This window comes from Ruegeria sp. BHSA118 (genome assembly GCF_059613405.1).
In genome coordinates, this window is sequence record NZ_JBXWSM010000058.1 from 1 (window position 1) to 15,376 (window position 15,376).

Consider the following 15,376-nt stretch of genomic DNA (forward strand, 5'->3'; position numbering starts at 1 on the left):
ATGATCATCGCCTCTTTCGGAAACCCGAACAGTTCCGCCATGTTGACCGAGTTGTGCCAAAGCGCATCCTTGATCGCCCGCAGTGACGCCTGGGTATAGTCCATCCGGCGCAGGGATGTGCCCATCCCGAATTCCACAAGGACCCGCGTTTTTGCCATTGGTTTCTCCGACATATGCAACAAAAAAGGCGCCCCGATCTGAGGCGCCTTTGGAACGTTCTGCTAGGACCAGATCAGATGGATTCGTCGATCCAGCTTTGCAGCGCAGCTTTGGGCGCCGCGCCCGCGCGGTTGGAAACGACCTGACCGTCCTTGAAGATGAACAGCGCGGGGATGCCTCGCACGCCCATGGCAGCGGCAGAGTTCGGGTTGCTGTCCACATCGACCTTGGCGATTTTGACCTTGTCGCCATACTCGGCCGCCAGCTCTTCCAGTGCTGGGCCGATTTGCTTGCAGGGGCCGCACCATTCGGCCCAGAAATCCACGACCACGGGAACGGTCGAATTCTTGACTTCGGCGTCAAAGGTGTCGTCGGTAACGGCTACGGTCGACATATTCTGTCTCCTGAATGGGGTAAACTTGGGAACAGAACGTATGTGCCGCTTCGGGTAAGGTCAAGATATCTGGGTGCGGGCCAAAGCATCTGTCACAAGATCGTGTGGCAACCACATCAGCCGCGCCGTGCGGGTCCACAGGATGGCGGAACGAATGCTGCGATCCGGATAGATCTGCGCCAGCGCCTGCGCGTATGCCCCCATTTGCCGCAACAGGCCTTCAGGGCAGTCTTCCGCGCGGTCTGGAACCGTGGCATTTGATTTGAAATCAATCACATGCACTTCCGTTCCCGATACGATCAGACGATCGACAACCCCATGCATCCGCTGCCCGTTCAGAGCGGCAGTAATGGGCACTTCGGCCAACGTGTCAGGCGCGAATACGGGCTGCAAACCTTCCGCTGTCAGCACAGTTACGGCTTCGTTCAATATCTCTTGCCGGTCCGTTTCATGCATATCGGGCAGCAACCGGGCGCAAAGCTCTGGCCAAAGTTCTTTTTCGGCCACGGGAAGGTGTTCCAGCAACAGGTGCAGGCGGGTTCCGCGCAGTTTGGCCGCATCTTCATCCAGGCCGGTATCGCCGGGCAACGCCTTAGGGCCGCCCAGATCCGAAGGGCTGAGCGTGCCGGCAGGCGCAACCGGATCCGGTGCCGGATGTTGGAACATGTCCGGCAATTCGACTTGCCGAACGGCAGTGTTCGGTTGATCGATCAAGGGCAGCGCGTCCCAATCCCCGTGGGACAGGCGGCGGATATCGGAGCCCGGGACCTGCGCGGCCCCGGCCCGATCCATCGCCGCCTCGACCATCTGATACCAGCTGTTGCCGTCTTTCCCCAAATCGCCTGCCGCCGCTACGATCAACCACTTTTCCGCCCGTGTCAGAGCCACATAGAGCAACCGAAGCCGTTCGTTTTCCTCGCGGCTGCGCGCCTCTTCCCGCGCCTGCGAGATCAGGTTTGGTGATGCGTCCGCCGACACCTTCCACAAGGGTGTTCCGCCGGCCAGCATGACCTCGGCGTCACGCGGGGGCTGGCGTTTGCCGGTGTCCGGCAGGATGACGATCGGCGCCTCCAACCCTTTTGAACCATGGACCGTCATCACCCGGATCCGGTTGCCGACGCCGCTCATCTGTCGTTTGATTTCCAGATCGTCGGTCTGCATCCAGACCAGAAATCCCGTCAGGCTGGGGATATCCGTTCGCTCATAGGCCAGAGCCTGGGACAACAGCGCGTTGATACCGTCTTCGGCTTCTGCCCCCAACCGCCCCAACAGCTTGCGCCGCGCGTCATGGCGGGTCAGGATACGTTCGATCAGATCATAGGGGCGCAGAAAGTCGATCTGGCTGCGCAGATCATTCAGCACGGACAGAGTTTCGGGGAACTCTTCCGCACGGTTGCGCAGTGCGGCCCAAAGGAACTGTTCTTTCCGACGGTGCGCCAGATCGAAAAGCTGCTGTTCGGACCAACCGAACAAGGGAGATTTGAGAACCGTCGCCAGGGACAGGCTGTCTTCGGGCGTGGCCAGAAAGCTGAGCAAGGCCGCAAGATCCTTGACCGCCAGTTCAGCGCCCACTTTCAGCCGATCTGCTCCGGCGATGGGCAGGTGCAGCGCCTTGCAGGCACGGATGATCTCGGCAAACAGGTCCGAGCGGCGTTGCACAAGGATCAGAAAATCCCCCGGCTGCACTTTTCGGCGTACGAATTGGCCGGGTTTGCCATCTTCCGGGATCGTCTCGCCCCGTTCGATCATGTCTTTGATCGACTGTGCGACCTTCTCGGCCAGAATGACGGTGTGATGCCGTGCGCCCGGTCGATCGACCGGGTCGGTCCAATCCCCGTCTTCGGCATCTGCTACTTTTTCGACAACGGGCCAAAGATCAACACGACCTGGCAGATCGGCCTTGAAAGCACGGTGCTGACTGTCCTTGTGAAATCCTGCCTCGATCCGGTTTTCAAACAGGATATCGACCAGAGTCAGGATCGCGCTGGAGGATCGGAACGAGTATTCCAACGTCGAATCCCACAGTTTAGAGCCTGATTCAGCCAATTTCCGGCCAAACTCTTCCTGCATTCTGTCAAAGGCCTGTGGATCGGCGCCCTGAAAGGAATAGATCGATTGTTTCTTGTCGCCGACGACGAAGATCGTGCGCTCAACTCCGGATCGGGCCCCTTCCCCGCTGGTGAATTCCTGCGCCAGTTTTTCGACCACGTCCCACTGATCGGGGCTGGTGTCCTGCGCTTCGTCCACAAGAATGTGATCGATACCCCCGTCCAGTCGGTACAGCACCCATTCGGCCACTGCCGGATCGTTCAATACCTGCCGTGCGCGCAGGATCAGATCGTCGAAATCCAGCCAGCCGCGCAACTGCTTGCGCCGTTCGTATTCGGGCAGGAAGGCTGCGGCAAAGCGGTGCAGAACCGCGGTTTTCTGCGCCGCGACCAGCGCCAGACGTTGTTCACGTGCGGTTTCGATCCGCTGCATGAAGGACTCGATCTGCGGCATCCGGTCGGCCAGCACACCTTCGCGCAGGGGTTTGGTCGGAAAAGCGTTGAGTTTGGCCGTGAAGGGTTCCTTTGCGCCCTTCCCTGTCAGAAACACGCTTTCCAACATGGGTAAATGTATCAATCTGGCTTCGTTGAACCCGGTCAATTTCGCGGCGGCCTTGGCATTGTTGCCTCCGCTTTCGGTCAAAGCGGGCAATATGGATTGGATGAGTTCGACTTCGCCACCAAGAAAAACCCGCCCAAGAAGCGCTGTTTCGTCAAAGCTGGCGGGCAGATCAAAACGATGCAGAAGATCGGACCATTCCAGCGGCTGCGAAAAAAGACTGCGTTTTTGCGTGATCGCAGCGGTCAGTTTGTCAAACCCCGTGTCCGTGACGAACCGGGCCACATCTTCAATCAACCCGGCCTGCGGGCCTGCGGCGAAATCCTCGACAATCTCCTCTCGCAACAAGGCTGCTGCGCGGTCTTCCATTTCGGTGAACTGCGGGCTAACGCCAGCCTCCAGCGGAAAGCGCCGCAACAATGACGCGCAGAACGAGTGGATGGTCTGGATTTTCAGACCACCCGGCGTTTCGATGGCGCGGGCAAACAGGGTGCGTGCTTGCGCCAACCGATCCGAGCCGATTTCGCCGGGTACACCCAAGTCGGTCAGTTCATCCATCAAGGGGGAATCATCCAGCATTGCCCATTCACCAAGGCGCTTGAACAACCTGTTCTGCATCTCGCTGGCGGCGGCCTTGGTGTAGGTCAGGCACAGAATGTGCTGAGGCTGGACCCCGCCCAGCAGCAGACGCGCCACACGGTCGGTCAGAACCCGGGTTTTGCCAGACCCGGCATTGGCCGCCAGCCAGGTCGAGGCATCGGGGCGCGCGGCCTGTACCTGCCGTTCGGTTGCGTCGTTGCGCGGGCTCATGTCAGATCCTCGGGGTACGTTTCCGCTGTCCGGTCCCATTCGCCGAACCGCGCCAGATGATCATAGTCACCGACATCCGTGTCCTTGTGCAGCATCCGACGGGATGAGAACCCCTGATCAGGCTCTAAATAGGCGGAAATCAACTCTTTCAGTTCGGCAAGAACCTTGTCTGTCGGTTCTTTCGCCAAGGGTGCCGCAACCTCCTTATAGCTGCCACCCATACCGATGAAGATGGCTTCGGCCACGCTTGTCGGGTCAAAGCCCTCAATCCCGCCCTGCTCGGCCATGGCCGCCTCGATCAGCAACTGCTTGTCAAATTTGGATTGCTGGCTTTCCGTCGGTGGTGCACCGGTTTTATAGTCGACGATGCGCAACGCGCCCCGGCTGTTGCAATCGATTCTGTCCGCGCGCCCGACTATGGTGAAATCCAGGGGGCGCAACGCCAGTTTCATCACCGCCTCAAACGCCACGGGGCCACCATCCTTCCGGCGCGCGAGCTCTGCGCCGAGGAAATCATCCGCGATCCGCTCAAGCCGGGCCAGCCACAGTTTGCGGGCCGTCGGCCAGGCGACGTGTAGATCCAACAGGGCATGCGCCCGTTTCAGGAAATTGTCCCGCGTCAGCAAAGCGCTGTCGAGGACGCTGTCCTTGATGAAATGCTCAAGGATTTCGTGAATCACAATTCCTCTCAGCAAGGCATCGGGGGCCTGTACAAGCGGATCAAGTGGTTTCAGCCGAAGCACATGTTTGGCGTATATCGCGTATGGATCGCGGATCAGCCTCTTTATCTCGGTCACAGACAGTCGGCGCGGACGTGCGGCGGCCGGTGGGCGCGGAGAAGGACGCGGTGCGGGGTCGATCGGCGGCGCATCTTCCAGTGCCTCGGACCAGTTCAGCCATTTTTCGCCGTGAGCGCGCATTTTGGCCAGGGCTTCGGGGCCACCCTGACCCGGCAAACCCTGCAACAGGTTGGTCAGTCGGTTCAGCCAGCGAGACGGAACCGTCTCGGCATCATCCGAGCGGGTCGCGCGGGTCAACCACACTTCGGGTGCGCCGATGGCCTGCTGGAAGTCATGCGCAGACAGGCCGATCCGGCGTTCGGGCAGCAACAACCCCGCTTTGTCACGCATCTGCCGGTTCAGCCAGGGATCGGGTGTTGGTGCCTCTGGCCAGCTTCCTTCGTTCAATCCGCCAAGGATCAGCAGGTCGGCGCCCTGCACCCGTGCCTCGAGCGTGCCCCAGATCATGATGTGCGGATGCGGCGCATCCCGGTCACGAACCTCTTCACCCGCAAGCAGAGCCCCAAGCAGATCGGCAAAGTCATGGGCCGTCATCAGGCCGCCATGCTGCGCCTCGGCCCTGAGCGAATTCAGCACCTCCAGCGCCTTTTGGCCTGCGTTTTTGTCCCACAGGGTACCTGTTTCACCCGTGCTGCCAGCCGAGATCGCCTCGGCCAGTGTCATCAAACGCGCCACCCAGTCCGCAAGGTGCAGTTCATTGGTGATCTGCTGGTCGCAGAAGTGCTGCACGACCCATTTCACCCAGCTTTCCTGGGCCTCTTTGCGCACTGCAAAAGCCGTGACGCTTGCACTGTCAGGAAAGGGCGGGCCGTGACGGCGCAGGTCAAGTTCCAGATCACGCGTGTGCAGCAAGTGAATTCCGCGGTCACCGCCGTCATGACATAGCGGGTGTTTCAAAAGGGTCAGCAGTGCCTCGCCTTCCAGGCGGCGCGTGAACAGGTTGGCCACATGGCGCAGAAAACGTCCCGGCGGGGAAAGTTGCAGCGGCAGGCCCGCACTGTCGTCCGGCACGATGTTCCACCGGTCCAGCGCGGCGCTGACCTGGCGGGTCAACATGCGATCCGGCGTGATCAGAGCGGCGGTCTGCCCTGTTTCCGCCGCTTGCCGCAGGCGCAGGGCGATGGCCAATGCCTCGGCGCGAGGCGATTGAGCCTCGACCAGCGTCAGGCCGTCGGTTGCGCCTTTAATATCGGACAGTCTGGGGCCTTCGGTCATCCAGGCGTCAGTGACGGGCGCCGGACGTAATGCCAGGGATACCAAGCGGTTACGCGAAGGTGAGGGGGCCGATAAATCCGTCCATGGGGTGATCTGACCCGGTGCAAGTTCCAGCGCGCGCATCAACTTGCGGAAACGGTATTGTGGGTGATCTTCAGACGTCAACGCATCATCCAACCCCTGCCAAACGTGATCCGGCTGGTCGAAATCAAATCCGGGCAGCACCAATGCCCCTTGCGGCAGGCGCGCGATGGCTTCCATCAACATCAAGGTAGTGCCACGGGACCCGGTAGAGCCCGCCAGAATGACCGGGTGTTGCGGCGGGGCAATCTGCCATCGCGCGATCAGGCTTTCGACCACGCGGCGCTGGCGGGCCTGTGCATCCATCGTCTGCCCGCCGGTGTCGATGAAATGATCCGCGATGCCGATAAAGGCTTGTGCCCGCGACCAGTGTCCGGACATGTCGCTGACGTCCAGCTGCCGGATCGCCTCGGGCGACACGCCTTCGCCCTGCATTTCATCAATCAGCGCGGCCAGACTGTCGGACAGGTCAAAGATCGATGACCGGGCGGCCAAGTCCGGCTGTTGTTCCAGCAGTTTGGACACAAGCTGAGTCAACTCAAGACGCCGCCGCAGGGGCGGGATAGCAGGTGGGATCTGCGCCAAATCAACCCTTTCGCCCAGGTCCGTCACCAACGAAAGACGGGGCAGAAGGCAAGGTGGCCCCTGATTGAAAAGATCGCGGACGCGCCGTTCCATGCGTCGTGTGTTCAGGACCAACTCTACCCGCGCCAAAGCTTCGGGCGGGCCCGAACAGCGCTGCCGCAGGCCATCGACCAATGCCTTGGGGAAATCCGTGCCGGGAGGCACGGCAAAAACACGGGGCAGGGTGCCGGATTCAAACATCAGCCAGCAAACCCTCGGCCAGTGCGATGCCTTCGGGACGACCTACATCGCACCAGCGTCCCGGGTATTCGACCGCAAAAAGCCGACCCTGATCAAGCATCTGGTTCCAGAGCAGGTTGAGTGAAAACGCCGTTTGCGAGAACGAATGCAAACCCTGGGCCTTGAGGATCTGTGCCCCGCCGTAAACCAGACCAGGACCGCGCTTGATCCGTCCGTCTTTTCCGGCGGTGAAATCACCCGATCCAATATGACCAACGGTTCGCGCAACAGGAACACACATCAGCAACGCGTCCATACGACCCGGGTCCCAGGCTTGCTGCAACAGGGTCAAAGGGTTTGGCCCGGACCAGATCGCGTCCGTGTTCAACGTGAACACAGGGTCGGTGCCCAGCATCGGCAAAGCTGCCCGCAATCCGCCACCTGTTTCCAGGATTTCAGGGTCTTCCCGAGACAGCAGAACGCCTTTGGGGCCGAGATGCGCCGCGAGCTGATCCGCGTGATAATGCAGGTTGGCAACGGTACGGACGGGATCAAGGTCTTCGACGAGGTCCAGCGCATGATCAATCAGTGGTTGCCCCGCCACTTCGATCAATGGCTTGGGCCGGTCTTTGGTCAACGCGCCCATGCGGGTGCCGAACCCGGCTGCGAACAGCATTGCGGCAAATGGCGATCCGGTCATTGTGTTCTCAACTTGGCCAGGTTTTCCGGTGTGGGCCTGGGTAAAGCTTCGTGCAGCAGGGACGCCACCGAAACCAGGGCAGGGTGATCCAGATCGCGCATCAGATGTGCCCAGACGGCCGGGATCATGTCCACATAGTGAGGCTTGCCGTATTCCGTCGCCAGACGCGCGAAGACGCCAAGGATACGCAGGTTTCTCTGGGCCCCCAAAACACTGTAGGCCGTGCGGAAATCATGGTCATCCATACCTGACGCAGAGATGTAGTGGTTGATCATCTGCATTTCGATCCCGGCCGAGACATCTCGGCGCACATCCTGTAGCAGAGACACCAGATCGTAGGCCGGGTGCCCCAGCATGGCCAACTGAAAGTCCAGCAACCCGACGCGTTTCACGCCTTCGCGCTGCGGCAGCCACAACAGGTTTTCCGCGTGATAATCCCTGAGAATGACCACTTTCGAACCAGATGTTTCACGATGCAGGATGTCCGCGAACCGGTGCTCGAACCGGGACTTGGCGTCTTCATCACATGTTCCCAGGATACCGGCCGCGTACTTGGTGAAAGCCAATGCCGCCAGTTCCGTCATGAGGGACGGATCATAAGACGGCAACGCAAGAGAAGGCGCCCGATGCAGGTGGAGCAGCACGTCGGTGGCGGCCCGGTACAATTCACGCTCTTTGCCCGGGTCTTTTTTCAGGACGCGCGCAAAAAGGTCATCACCCAGATCTTCCAGCAACAGAAAACCGTACTGGGTATCTTCGGCGTAGATTTCCGGCGCGCTCAGACCAACTGATCGGAGGTATTCGGCAACCCGCACGAAGGGATCAACATCGTCACTTTTTTCAGGTGGCGCGTCCATCAAGACCGCAGTGCGCCCGTCGGTCGGGTCAATCAGACGTTCGTATCGCCGGTTCGAGGCATCGCCTGCCAGTGGCGTGCGTGTTGCCCCGGCCCAGGGTGTTTGTGCAATCAGGGCCTCGGCCAGGACCGTCCTGTTGGTCATGCAGTTCTCTCCAGTTTTTCCGTCCATTTCGGAGCAGTCCAAGACAGGGTCACACGGCGGAAATCGATTTTATTAGGGTCTGTTTCAAAGGTCATCATCAACGCGCTTTGGGGCGTCAACGAGCCCAGCTTGTCCGGCCATTCCACAAGGCAGATTGCGGTATCAAAAGCTTCCGTCAGGCCCAGTTCGTCAACTTCTTCCGCTGCGCTCAGACGATACAGGTCGCAATGCCATATTTCCCCTGATGGTGTGTTGTAAGCCTGGACCAAAGTGAAAGTTGGCGAGGGCACATCTTCGGGCTCAGCCATCAATGACTGAATGAGGTTGCGCGCGAAATACGTCTTGCCGCTGCCGATCGGGCCCTCCAGCAGAACAACATCGCCGGGGCGCAGTGATGTTCCCAATTGCCGTGCGAAAACTGCGGTTTCTTCGGGCGATTTGAAAGTCAGAGATCGGGCGGTCTGTGTCATGCCGCCACAATGGCCTTGCACCTGACCGGCTGCAACCCGGTTCAGGCGCTGATCTGGTCCATCGTGGTGGATTTCAAGGGAAACTCAGATTGCGTAAACCGCACGATTGTCGCACCGTTATGCACCGGTGTGACGGTGCAATCCACGGTTATGCCGGTTCTCATCTGAATTTCAGCTGTCCATTCGGCGCGGTTTTCCCGCATTTCGACAAAATCCCGCACCTCACCCAAAACCGGCGTCGCAATACAGAGGTCTTGCCAGCGTCGCGTGACATCGGTGACCGTTTCGCTTTGGAACCCGATTTCTTGCGCGTCTCCCCACAGCTTCTGATACGCATAGTTGGTAAAGGCCAGCGTGCCGTCATCCGCAAAAACGGCAATCGCATCCGCCAGCTTATCCAGGATCGACTGCATCAGATCCATTTCTGATCGAAAGCGCCGCGTCAGGGTGATTTCGGCGGTGATATCCTCGAATAGAAACGCAACTGCTCCGTCCGGATGAGGGCGCCCGCTGACGGAATAGACCGATCCGGATGGCAGCGACCACGTCTCGTGATAGTTTCCATCTTCAGCCGCTTCGAGAAGGTCGTTCATCTGACGCCGCCAGCTGCGGTAATTCTTCGGTTCGGGCATCATGTGTTGATCCCGCAAGCGGTCGAAGAAACTGCTCAGGCTGGGGCGGCAACTGAGGAAATCAGGCGGCAACGTGGTCAGATCGATCAGGGCCGGGTTGAACAGGGCCAGTTGCCGGTTGCGGTCAAAAATGGCGAGACCGATGGACAATTGGGCAAAGGTCTTGGTCATGGTCTGCACGAATTTGCGCTGGGCGGTTTCCGCCTCGACAATCGCGTTGACGTCAACAGCGTAACACAGATGGCCGTTCTCGTGTTCGATCCGAGTCAAATCGAACCAAAGCTTGCGATCAGTATCTGCCACATCCACCGACACGCGGGTTTTTCCGGTGGGTCTTTTGGCATCTTCCCGGCTTTCAAAAAGCGGCGCAGTCAGATCGGTATCCTGATTACGTGCCTTTTGAACAAGTGCGACATAGGCGGCATTGCACCATTGCACCCGATTGTCGTTATCCGCCAGCCATACCGGGTAAGGGGCCAGATCCATTGCCAGACGAGTCGGCTCACCTGGGGTAACCGATCCTGCCGGGGAGTCCTTGACACACTCGCAAAGTCGAACGCGGACGATACTGTCAATCCACTCACACACGACTTCTCGTTCAACCGTGCAGTCAATGGCCGATACAACGATTTTGCCCTGATCGCGCACTTTGTCGGGAGTTTCGGGAAAGGTGGGGAAATCCCTTTGCAGCAAGCGCCGCAGGTCCAGCCAGTTATCAATATGCTCAAATCCGGCCAATGCGAAATCAGAATGGCTGATCAGTTGGTCGCCATCGAATAGGAATACGGCGTCAAACAGCGAGGTGTTTGAAAACAGACCAAAAGCCTTGTCGCGCTGAGCCCGGCGTGGCAACAGCCACAGAACGGCGAAACAGCACGAAACAAGACTGATCGCGGCCAGAATAATCCAATCGGCCATCAAATTCCCCAAGCCTGAACGATACAAGGACAGACTATGCGTGGGATTGGTTAACGGTCTCTTAATTCACACCTGAATGCGCGTGTTGGATCCCGACGGGACCGGGGTGTCACCCTTCTGTGCATCAATCAGTTTGCGTGGCCAGGTCACCTTGACGATTGCCCCGCGCCGTTCAGGATTGTCGGTCAGATGCTGGTAGGGGTCCGAGCCATTGGCGAATTCAAGCTCGGCGCCGCTGCGTTCCAGCAGGGTTTTGGCGATGAACAATCCCAGGCCCATTCCCTCGTATTCCGGGCGTGCTCTCTGATCGGATTCCGCCCGTCTGCGGCGCATAAAGGGATCGCCGATGCGTCCGATCATGTGGGGTGGATATCCCCGCCCGTCATCCATTATGCTGACGGTGATCCTGCCGTCGGTCCATTCGGCCTCGACCCAGACATTTGCGCGGGCGAAATCCACGGCATTCTGAATCAGGTTGCGCAAACCGTGAATGATCTCGGGTTTGCGCAGGATCGAGGGCTGCTGAACATCCCCGTCCTGCACGGGGCCTTCGGAAAAATGAACCTCTTTGCCGCGACCGACATGTGGTTCGGCCGCTTCGTTCACCACTGTCGAAAGCGGTGCCTGCCGCAGATGCAGATCATCTTTGCCCGCCCGCCCCATGTCGCGCAGAATGTCACGGCAACGGTCTGCCTGCTCGCGGATCAAAGCGGCGTCTTCTTTCAGGTCCGGGCGGTCGTCCAGCTCTTCGATCAGCTCTGCGCTGGTCAGTTTTATCGTCGCCAGAGGCGTGCCCAGTTCATGCGCGGCAGCGGCAACGACGCCCCCCAGATCGGTCAGCTTCTGTTCGCGCGCCAGCGCCATATGCGTGGCGGCCAGCGCTTCGGACATGGATTGGACTTCGGAACTGACGCGGTGGGAATAGGCACCGATGAAGACGATGGCGATGATGATCGCGGCCCAGTTTCCGAACAGAAGGATATCGGGGATATCCAGAACAAGCCCGAGGCTTGTCCGCAACGGAAGGTGAAATTCCGCCAGCACAGTTGTCAGAACGATTGCAACGGCGCCGACAATCAGGGTCGATCGAGTGCTCATGACATTGGCTGAAATCGTGACCGGGCCCAGCAGAAGCAGCGCAAACGGATTGTTCAGCCCGCCGGTCAAATAGAGCAGAATTGACAATTGCAGCAGGTCGAACAGAACCATCAGGAAGTTTTCAAACTCGGTCAGGCGCTTGTTCTGCGGAAACAGCAAAATGGCGGTCAGGTTTCCCATGACCGAGATTCCGATGGCCAGGTAACACAGGCCCAGTTCCAGCTGCACGTCATAGTATCGCTGGGCCACCGTGATTGCTGTGAGCTGGCCGATGATGGCCACCCATCGCAAAAGGATCAGGGTCCGAAGCCGAATCCAGCTGCTGCGTTCCTGGCCGCGCCAAAAAGTCTGATTGGATTCTGCCATCGGTCGCTTATGTCCTGTTGCATCGGCTGGTCATCTTGATAGGTGTCCCGGCCGGAACGATCAACAACCCCTTGAGACCGGATAATCGAAATGACCCGCCTTCTCGCATTTCTCGCAACTCTTGTTCTGACTATCGGACTTGGGGCCATGTGGATTCTGACGCGGGGTGGCGGGTCCGATGACAAGTTCGCACAATGCCGGTCCAGCCAGATCGCCGGGGGTGCCGCCGCAATTGGCGGACCATTTGAACTGGTGAACGGCAAAGGCGAGACGGTTACGGACAAAGATGTGATTACCGAACCGACGCTGGTTTACTTCGGATACACGTTCTGCCCGGACGTTTGCCCGTTCGACATGTCCCGCAACGCCGAGGCTGTCGATATCCTGGCTGAACGCGGGCTGTCGGTGACACCTCTGTTCATCTCAATTGACCCGGATCGCGATACGCCCGAAGTCATGGCCGACTATGCGTTCAACCTCGGGGGCAAGACGATCGCCCTGACTGGTTCGCCCGAACAGGTCAAGGCGGCCAGCAAGGCCTACAAGACCTATTACAAGGCGCATGACAAAGGCGACGAATTCTATCTGGTTGACCATTCCACTTTTACCTATCTGGTTACACCCGAAAACGGATTTCTGGAGTTTTTCAAACGCGAAGACACGGCCGAACAGATGGCGGACAAGGTTGAATGCTTTCTGGAGCAGGCCGCGTCGTAACAAGGTTGTTTGACCTTTGTTCCCGCGCTGCTATTACTCATGTTCGAGCCAAAGGCATGAAATAGCGAAAGACCTAACATATGGCAGACACTTCTCAGCTTGACATCGGCCCTGACAAATCCCTGCTTTTGGTTGATGATGACGAGCCGTTTCTGAGACGTTTGGCCAAGGCCATGGAAAAGCGTGGTTTCGAGGTTGAGACCGCAGGATCCGTCGCGGCAGGCCGCGCGATATCCACCGCCCGGCCCCCGGCCTATGCCGTTGTCGATTTGCGGCTTGAGGATGGCAACGGATTGGACGTTGTCGAGGTGTTGCGGGAAAAACGCCCTGACAGCCGTGTTGTTGTTCTGACCGGATATGGTGCGATCGCGACCGCCGTCGCGGCTGTCAAGATCGGCGCGACCGACTATCTGTCAAAGCCTGCGGATGCCACCGACATCACGAACGCATTGCTGGCGAAGGGTGACGAGATGCCCCCGCCGCCGGAAAACCCCATGAGCGCGGACCGTGTGCGCTGGGAACATATCCAGCGCGTCTATGAGCTGTGTGACCGGAATGTCTCTGAAACCGCGCGACGGTTGAATATGCATCGGCGGACGTTGCAGCGAATTTTGGCGAAACGCAGCCCTCGTTAGGTCGGCCGGCCGCTCGATGACGGTTTAGTGACTTGTAACCTTGGACCCTGTCGAGGACTGTTCGGCATATCTGGAATCTTTTGTCAGAACAGGACCACTCAATGATCGGATATGTAACCGTTGGCGTTTCGGACATGGGGCGCGCCAAGGACTTCTATTCCAGCCTTTTCGCGGACAAGGGCGCGAAAGTGGTGATAGACGCAGGCCGGATCGCGTTCATCGGCAACAAACCCGACGCGCCGATGCTGGCAGTTTGCGAGCCCTATGACGGTGATGCCTGCGCCGCCGGAAATGGCAACATGGTCGCCTTTGCAGCCGACTCCAAGGATGAGGTCAAGGAACTATACGACAAGGCAATTAGCCTGGGTGCGGTAGACGAAGGCGAACCTGGCCAACGCGTCCCCGACAGGTTCTTTGGTGCCTATGTGCGTGACCCGGATGGCAACAAACTGTGCTTCTACGTCTTTGGCTGAAACAGGGTGAACACAAACCCTGCCCAAGCTTCAGACAGTTCCGCGGGCAGTGTCCATTCAGTACCTTCAGGGTGAGCAGGAAATTTCTGCGCAGAGCTGCCGCGCCAGCTGACGATATCCGGTTGCGTTGGGATGCAGCCCGTCCGATGTCCAGTCGGCGGTGTTCTCGGTGAACCCGTCCGGCGGGGACAAAAATGTGCAGTTCGCCATCTCCTGACAGGCGTGTTGAGCAGCCGAATTGAAGGCCGTTCGAAACGCCTCTTTTTCCGCAGTCCAATTTGCACCGGTGACGGGCAACACAGCACGCCAGATCAACCTTTCGGCGGGCATGAACAGGGTCTTCAACTGTGCGACATACCCTGCAATCTTCTCTGGCGGTGTGGCTGTCAGAGCGTCATTGATTCCGATTCCCAGATACCATGTCGGAACATGGGCAATCAGTTCCGGTTTTGCTCTTGCGATCAGGCCCGGGGTGGTGTCGCGGCTGATCCCAAGGTTCAGCGCGTTGGGCAGGATGTTGCTGGTCAACCACCCTTCGATTATGGAATCACCGATGAAAGCGATCTGAATATCCGGTGAGGCGAGCGCCTGAGAAATCGGCCGCTCGTGCAACCAGACCATGAGTTTGTAGTGATCGGTTTCCGTGACCGGGACATGTGTGCCAGAGATTTTTCTGAGTGCCTTCGACACATACCCGGTTTCGACCAACGCTGCCGCAAGACCAACAGTCAGCACGACGTTGACGACAAGCAAAACTCGGGTTCCGGTCCTTGTTTTCATCTTTTTTCCACCAGTTCCCCCGTACCACTACCGCATTCGAACAGTGTCTCTCAGATCTGTGCAATCAACTCTGCGTGCCGCGCTGTAAAGGCGTGCCGCACCTCGACCGGGGGGCGCAGCCTGATCTGTAAACCCGCCATGATCCCCCTGTCCGGGCGGCCAAAGAACTTCGTGGCTTCGGTCTCGGAAAACCCCGCAATCTGTGTCGCCTCCATCCAGGCGCTGATCTTGTCGGCCTTCTTGATCTGGCGCTTTATCGTTTTCGGGACCTCAGCCGGTAGTCCAAACCGTATATGGATTGCTGCCGCCAGCCGGTCGTCCAACGCGCCATAGTCTGGGCCGACGGCGGATTTCACGGGCGAGATCATGTCGCCGATCACATATTCCGGCGCATCGTGTAACAGGGCCGCCAAACGCCATTTCATGGGTGTTTTGGGGGCAATACGGCCAAAAATCTCCTCAACCAGCAGGGAATGTTCGGCCACGGAATAAGCAAAATCGCCGTTTGTCTGACCGTTCCAGCGGGCCACAAAGGCCAGGCCGTGCGCAATATCTTCAATCTCGATATCCACCGGGGTCGGGTCCAACAAATCCAGCCTGCGGCCGGAAAGCATTCGTTGCCATGCTCGGGGTTGTGTTGCCATTCTGCCATGCCTTGTGAACTAGGACACGTTTATGCCGCGTTTTTATGCTATGATGTACCTGTCTGGATCACA

Annotated in this window: 14 protein-coding genes; 3 read left to right on the forward strand and 11 right to left on the reverse strand. The window is 58.7% G+C overall.

Annotated elements, in window-relative coordinates; genetic code table 11:
• From AC2FNN_RS16040 to regB, 9 genes are all read right to left on the reverse strand, one after another.
• Window positions 1-158: Lin0512 family protein (locus tag AC2FNN_RS16040; RefSeq protein ID WP_496759532.1), on the reverse strand; the 158-nt coding region annotated here is incomplete at its 3' end.
• 74 nt (window positions 159-232) lie between these two features.
• Window positions 233-595: a thioredoxin gene (gene trxA / locus AC2FNN_RS16045; protein WP_367396964.1), complete on the reverse strand. Its 363-nt coding sequence runs from the start codon at window positions 593-595 to the stop codon at window positions 233-235.
• A gap of 18 nt (window positions 596-613) precedes the next feature.
• Window positions 614-3,970 (reverse strand): double-strand break repair helicase AddA, encoded by a 3,357-nt coding sequence (gene addA / locus AC2FNN_RS16050; protein ID WP_496759509.1) that lies wholly within the window; start codon window positions 3,968-3,970, stop codon window positions 614-616.
• On the reverse strand, window positions 3,967-6,891 hold the full coding sequence (addB, locus tag AC2FNN_RS16055) for a double-strand break repair protein AddB (RefSeq protein WP_496759510.1): 2,925 nt from the start codon (window positions 6,889-6,891) through the stop codon (window positions 3,967-3,969). The genes addA and addB overlap by 4 nt, the downstream gene beginning before the upstream one ends.
• Complete coding sequence (locus tag AC2FNN_RS16060; RefSeq protein ID WP_496759511.1) at window positions 6,884-7,570, reverse strand: nucleotidyltransferase family protein; 687 nt, start codon at window positions 7,568-7,570, stop codon at window positions 6,884-6,886. The genes addB and AC2FNN_RS16060 overlap by 8 nt, the downstream gene beginning before the upstream one ends.
• Entirely contained in the window at window positions 7,567-8,571 is a 1,005-nt protein-coding gene (locus tag AC2FNN_RS16065) for an aminoglycoside phosphotransferase family protein (protein ID WP_496759512.1), read from the reverse strand. The genes AC2FNN_RS16060 and AC2FNN_RS16065 overlap by 4 nt, the downstream gene beginning before the upstream one ends.
• Window positions 8,568-9,041 carry a tRNA (adenosine(37)-N6)-threonylcarbamoyltransferase complex ATPase subunit type 1 TsaE gene (tsaE, locus tag AC2FNN_RS16070; RefSeq protein ID WP_496759513.1) on the reverse strand — a complete coding sequence of 158 codons (474 nt, stop codon included), beginning with the start codon at window positions 9,039-9,041 and terminating at the stop codon, window positions 8,568-8,570. The genes AC2FNN_RS16065 and tsaE overlap by 4 nt, the downstream gene beginning before the upstream one ends.
• A 41-nt stretch (window positions 9,042-9,082) precedes the next feature.
• Window positions 9,083-10,591 carry a PAS-domain containing protein gene (locus AC2FNN_RS16075; RefSeq protein ID WP_496759514.1) on the reverse strand — a complete coding sequence of 503 codons (1,509 nt, stop codon included), beginning with the start codon at window positions 10,589-10,591 and terminating at the stop codon, window positions 9,083-9,085.
• 66 nt (window positions 10,592-10,657) lie between these two features.
• Complete coding sequence (gene regB / locus AC2FNN_RS16080) at window positions 10,658-12,055, reverse strand: sensor histidine kinase RegB (protein ID WP_496759515.1); 1,398 nt, start codon at window positions 12,053-12,055, stop codon at window positions 10,658-10,660.
• A 90-nt stretch (window positions 12,056-12,145) separates the two neighbouring features.
• Here regB and AC2FNN_RS16085 point away from each other — a divergent pair, with 90 nt between their 5' ends.
• The 3 genes from AC2FNN_RS16085 to AC2FNN_RS16095 all read left to right on the forward strand — a co-directional run bounded on the left by AC2FNN_RS16085 (window position 12,146) and on the right by AC2FNN_RS16095 (window position 13,880).
• Complete coding sequence (locus AC2FNN_RS16085) at window positions 12,146-12,772, forward strand: SCO family protein (RefSeq protein WP_496759516.1); 627 nt, start codon at window positions 12,146-12,148, stop codon at window positions 12,770-12,772.
• 80 nt (window positions 12,773-12,852) lie between these two features.
• Window positions 12,853-13,407, forward strand: a complete 555-nt coding sequence (locus AC2FNN_RS16090) for an ActR/PrrA/RegA family redox response regulator transcription factor (RefSeq protein ID WP_152459641.1) — start codon at window positions 12,853-12,855, stop codon at window positions 13,405-13,407.
• 101 nt (window positions 13,408-13,508) lie between these two features.
• Window positions 13,509-13,880: a VOC family protein gene (locus tag AC2FNN_RS16095; RefSeq protein WP_496759517.1), complete on the forward strand. Its 372-nt coding sequence runs from the start codon at window positions 13,509-13,511 to the stop codon at window positions 13,878-13,880.
• 66 nt (window positions 13,881-13,946) lie between these two features.
• Here AC2FNN_RS16095 and AC2FNN_RS16100 read toward each other — a convergent pair whose 3' ends face one another.
• A complete protein-coding gene (locus AC2FNN_RS16100; protein ID WP_496759518.1) occupies window positions 13,947-14,660 on the reverse strand; it encodes an SGNH/GDSL hydrolase family protein in 714 nt (237 codons plus the stop codon).
• Window positions 14,661-14,710: 50 nt separating this feature from the next.
• Window positions 14,711-15,304 carry an HD domain-containing protein gene (locus AC2FNN_RS16105; RefSeq protein ID WP_496759519.1) on the reverse strand — a complete coding sequence of 198 codons (594 nt, stop codon included), beginning with the start codon at window positions 15,302-15,304 and terminating at the stop codon, window positions 14,711-14,713.
• Window positions 15,305-15,376: the final 72 nt, after the last annotated feature.

Bases quoted from the DNA above. Each gene is read 5' to 3' on its own strand.
- addA (WP_496759509.1), bottom strand. From the start codon at position 3,970: ATGAGCCCGCGCAACGACGCAACCGAACGGCAGGTACAGGCCGCGCGC.
- addB (WP_496759510.1), bottom strand. From the start codon at position 6,891: ATGTTTGAATCCGGCACCCTGCCCCGTGTTTTTGCCGTGCCTCCCGGC.
- AC2FNN_RS16060 (WP_496759511.1), bottom strand. From the start codon at position 7,570: ATGACCGGATCGCCATTTGCCGCAATGCTGTTCGCAGCCGGGTTCGGC.
- AC2FNN_RS16065 (WP_496759512.1), bottom strand. From the start codon at position 8,571: ATGACCAACAGGACGGTCCTGGCCGAGGCCCTGATTGCACAAACACCC.
- tsaE (WP_496759513.1), bottom strand. From the start codon at position 9,041: ATGACACAGACCGCCCGATCTCTGACTTTCAAATCGCCCGAAGAAACC.
- AC2FNN_RS16075 (WP_496759514.1), bottom strand. From the start codon at position 10,591: ATGGCCGATTGGATTATTCTGGCCGCGATCAGTCTTGTTTCGTGCTGT.
- regB (WP_496759515.1), bottom strand. From the start codon at position 12,055: ATGGCAGAATCCAATCAGACTTTTTGGCGCGGCCAGGAACGCAGCAGC.
- AC2FNN_RS16085 (WP_496759516.1), top strand. From the start codon at position 12,146: ATGACCCGCCTTCTCGCATTTCTCGCAACTCTTGTTCTGACTATCGGA.
- AC2FNN_RS16090 (WP_152459641.1), top strand. From the start codon at position 12,853: ATGGCAGACACTTCTCAGCTTGACATCGGCCCTGACAAATCCCTGCTT.
- AC2FNN_RS16095 (WP_496759517.1), top strand. From the start codon at position 13,509: ATGATCGGATATGTAACCGTTGGCGTTTCGGACATGGGGCGCGCCAAG.
- AC2FNN_RS16100 (WP_496759518.1), bottom strand. From the start codon at position 14,660: ATGAAAACAAGGACCGGAACCCGAGTTTTGCTTGTCGTCAACGTCGTG.
- AC2FNN_RS16105 (WP_496759519.1), bottom strand. From the start codon at position 15,304: ATGGCAACACAACCCCGAGCATGGCAACGAATGCTTTCCGGCCGCAGG.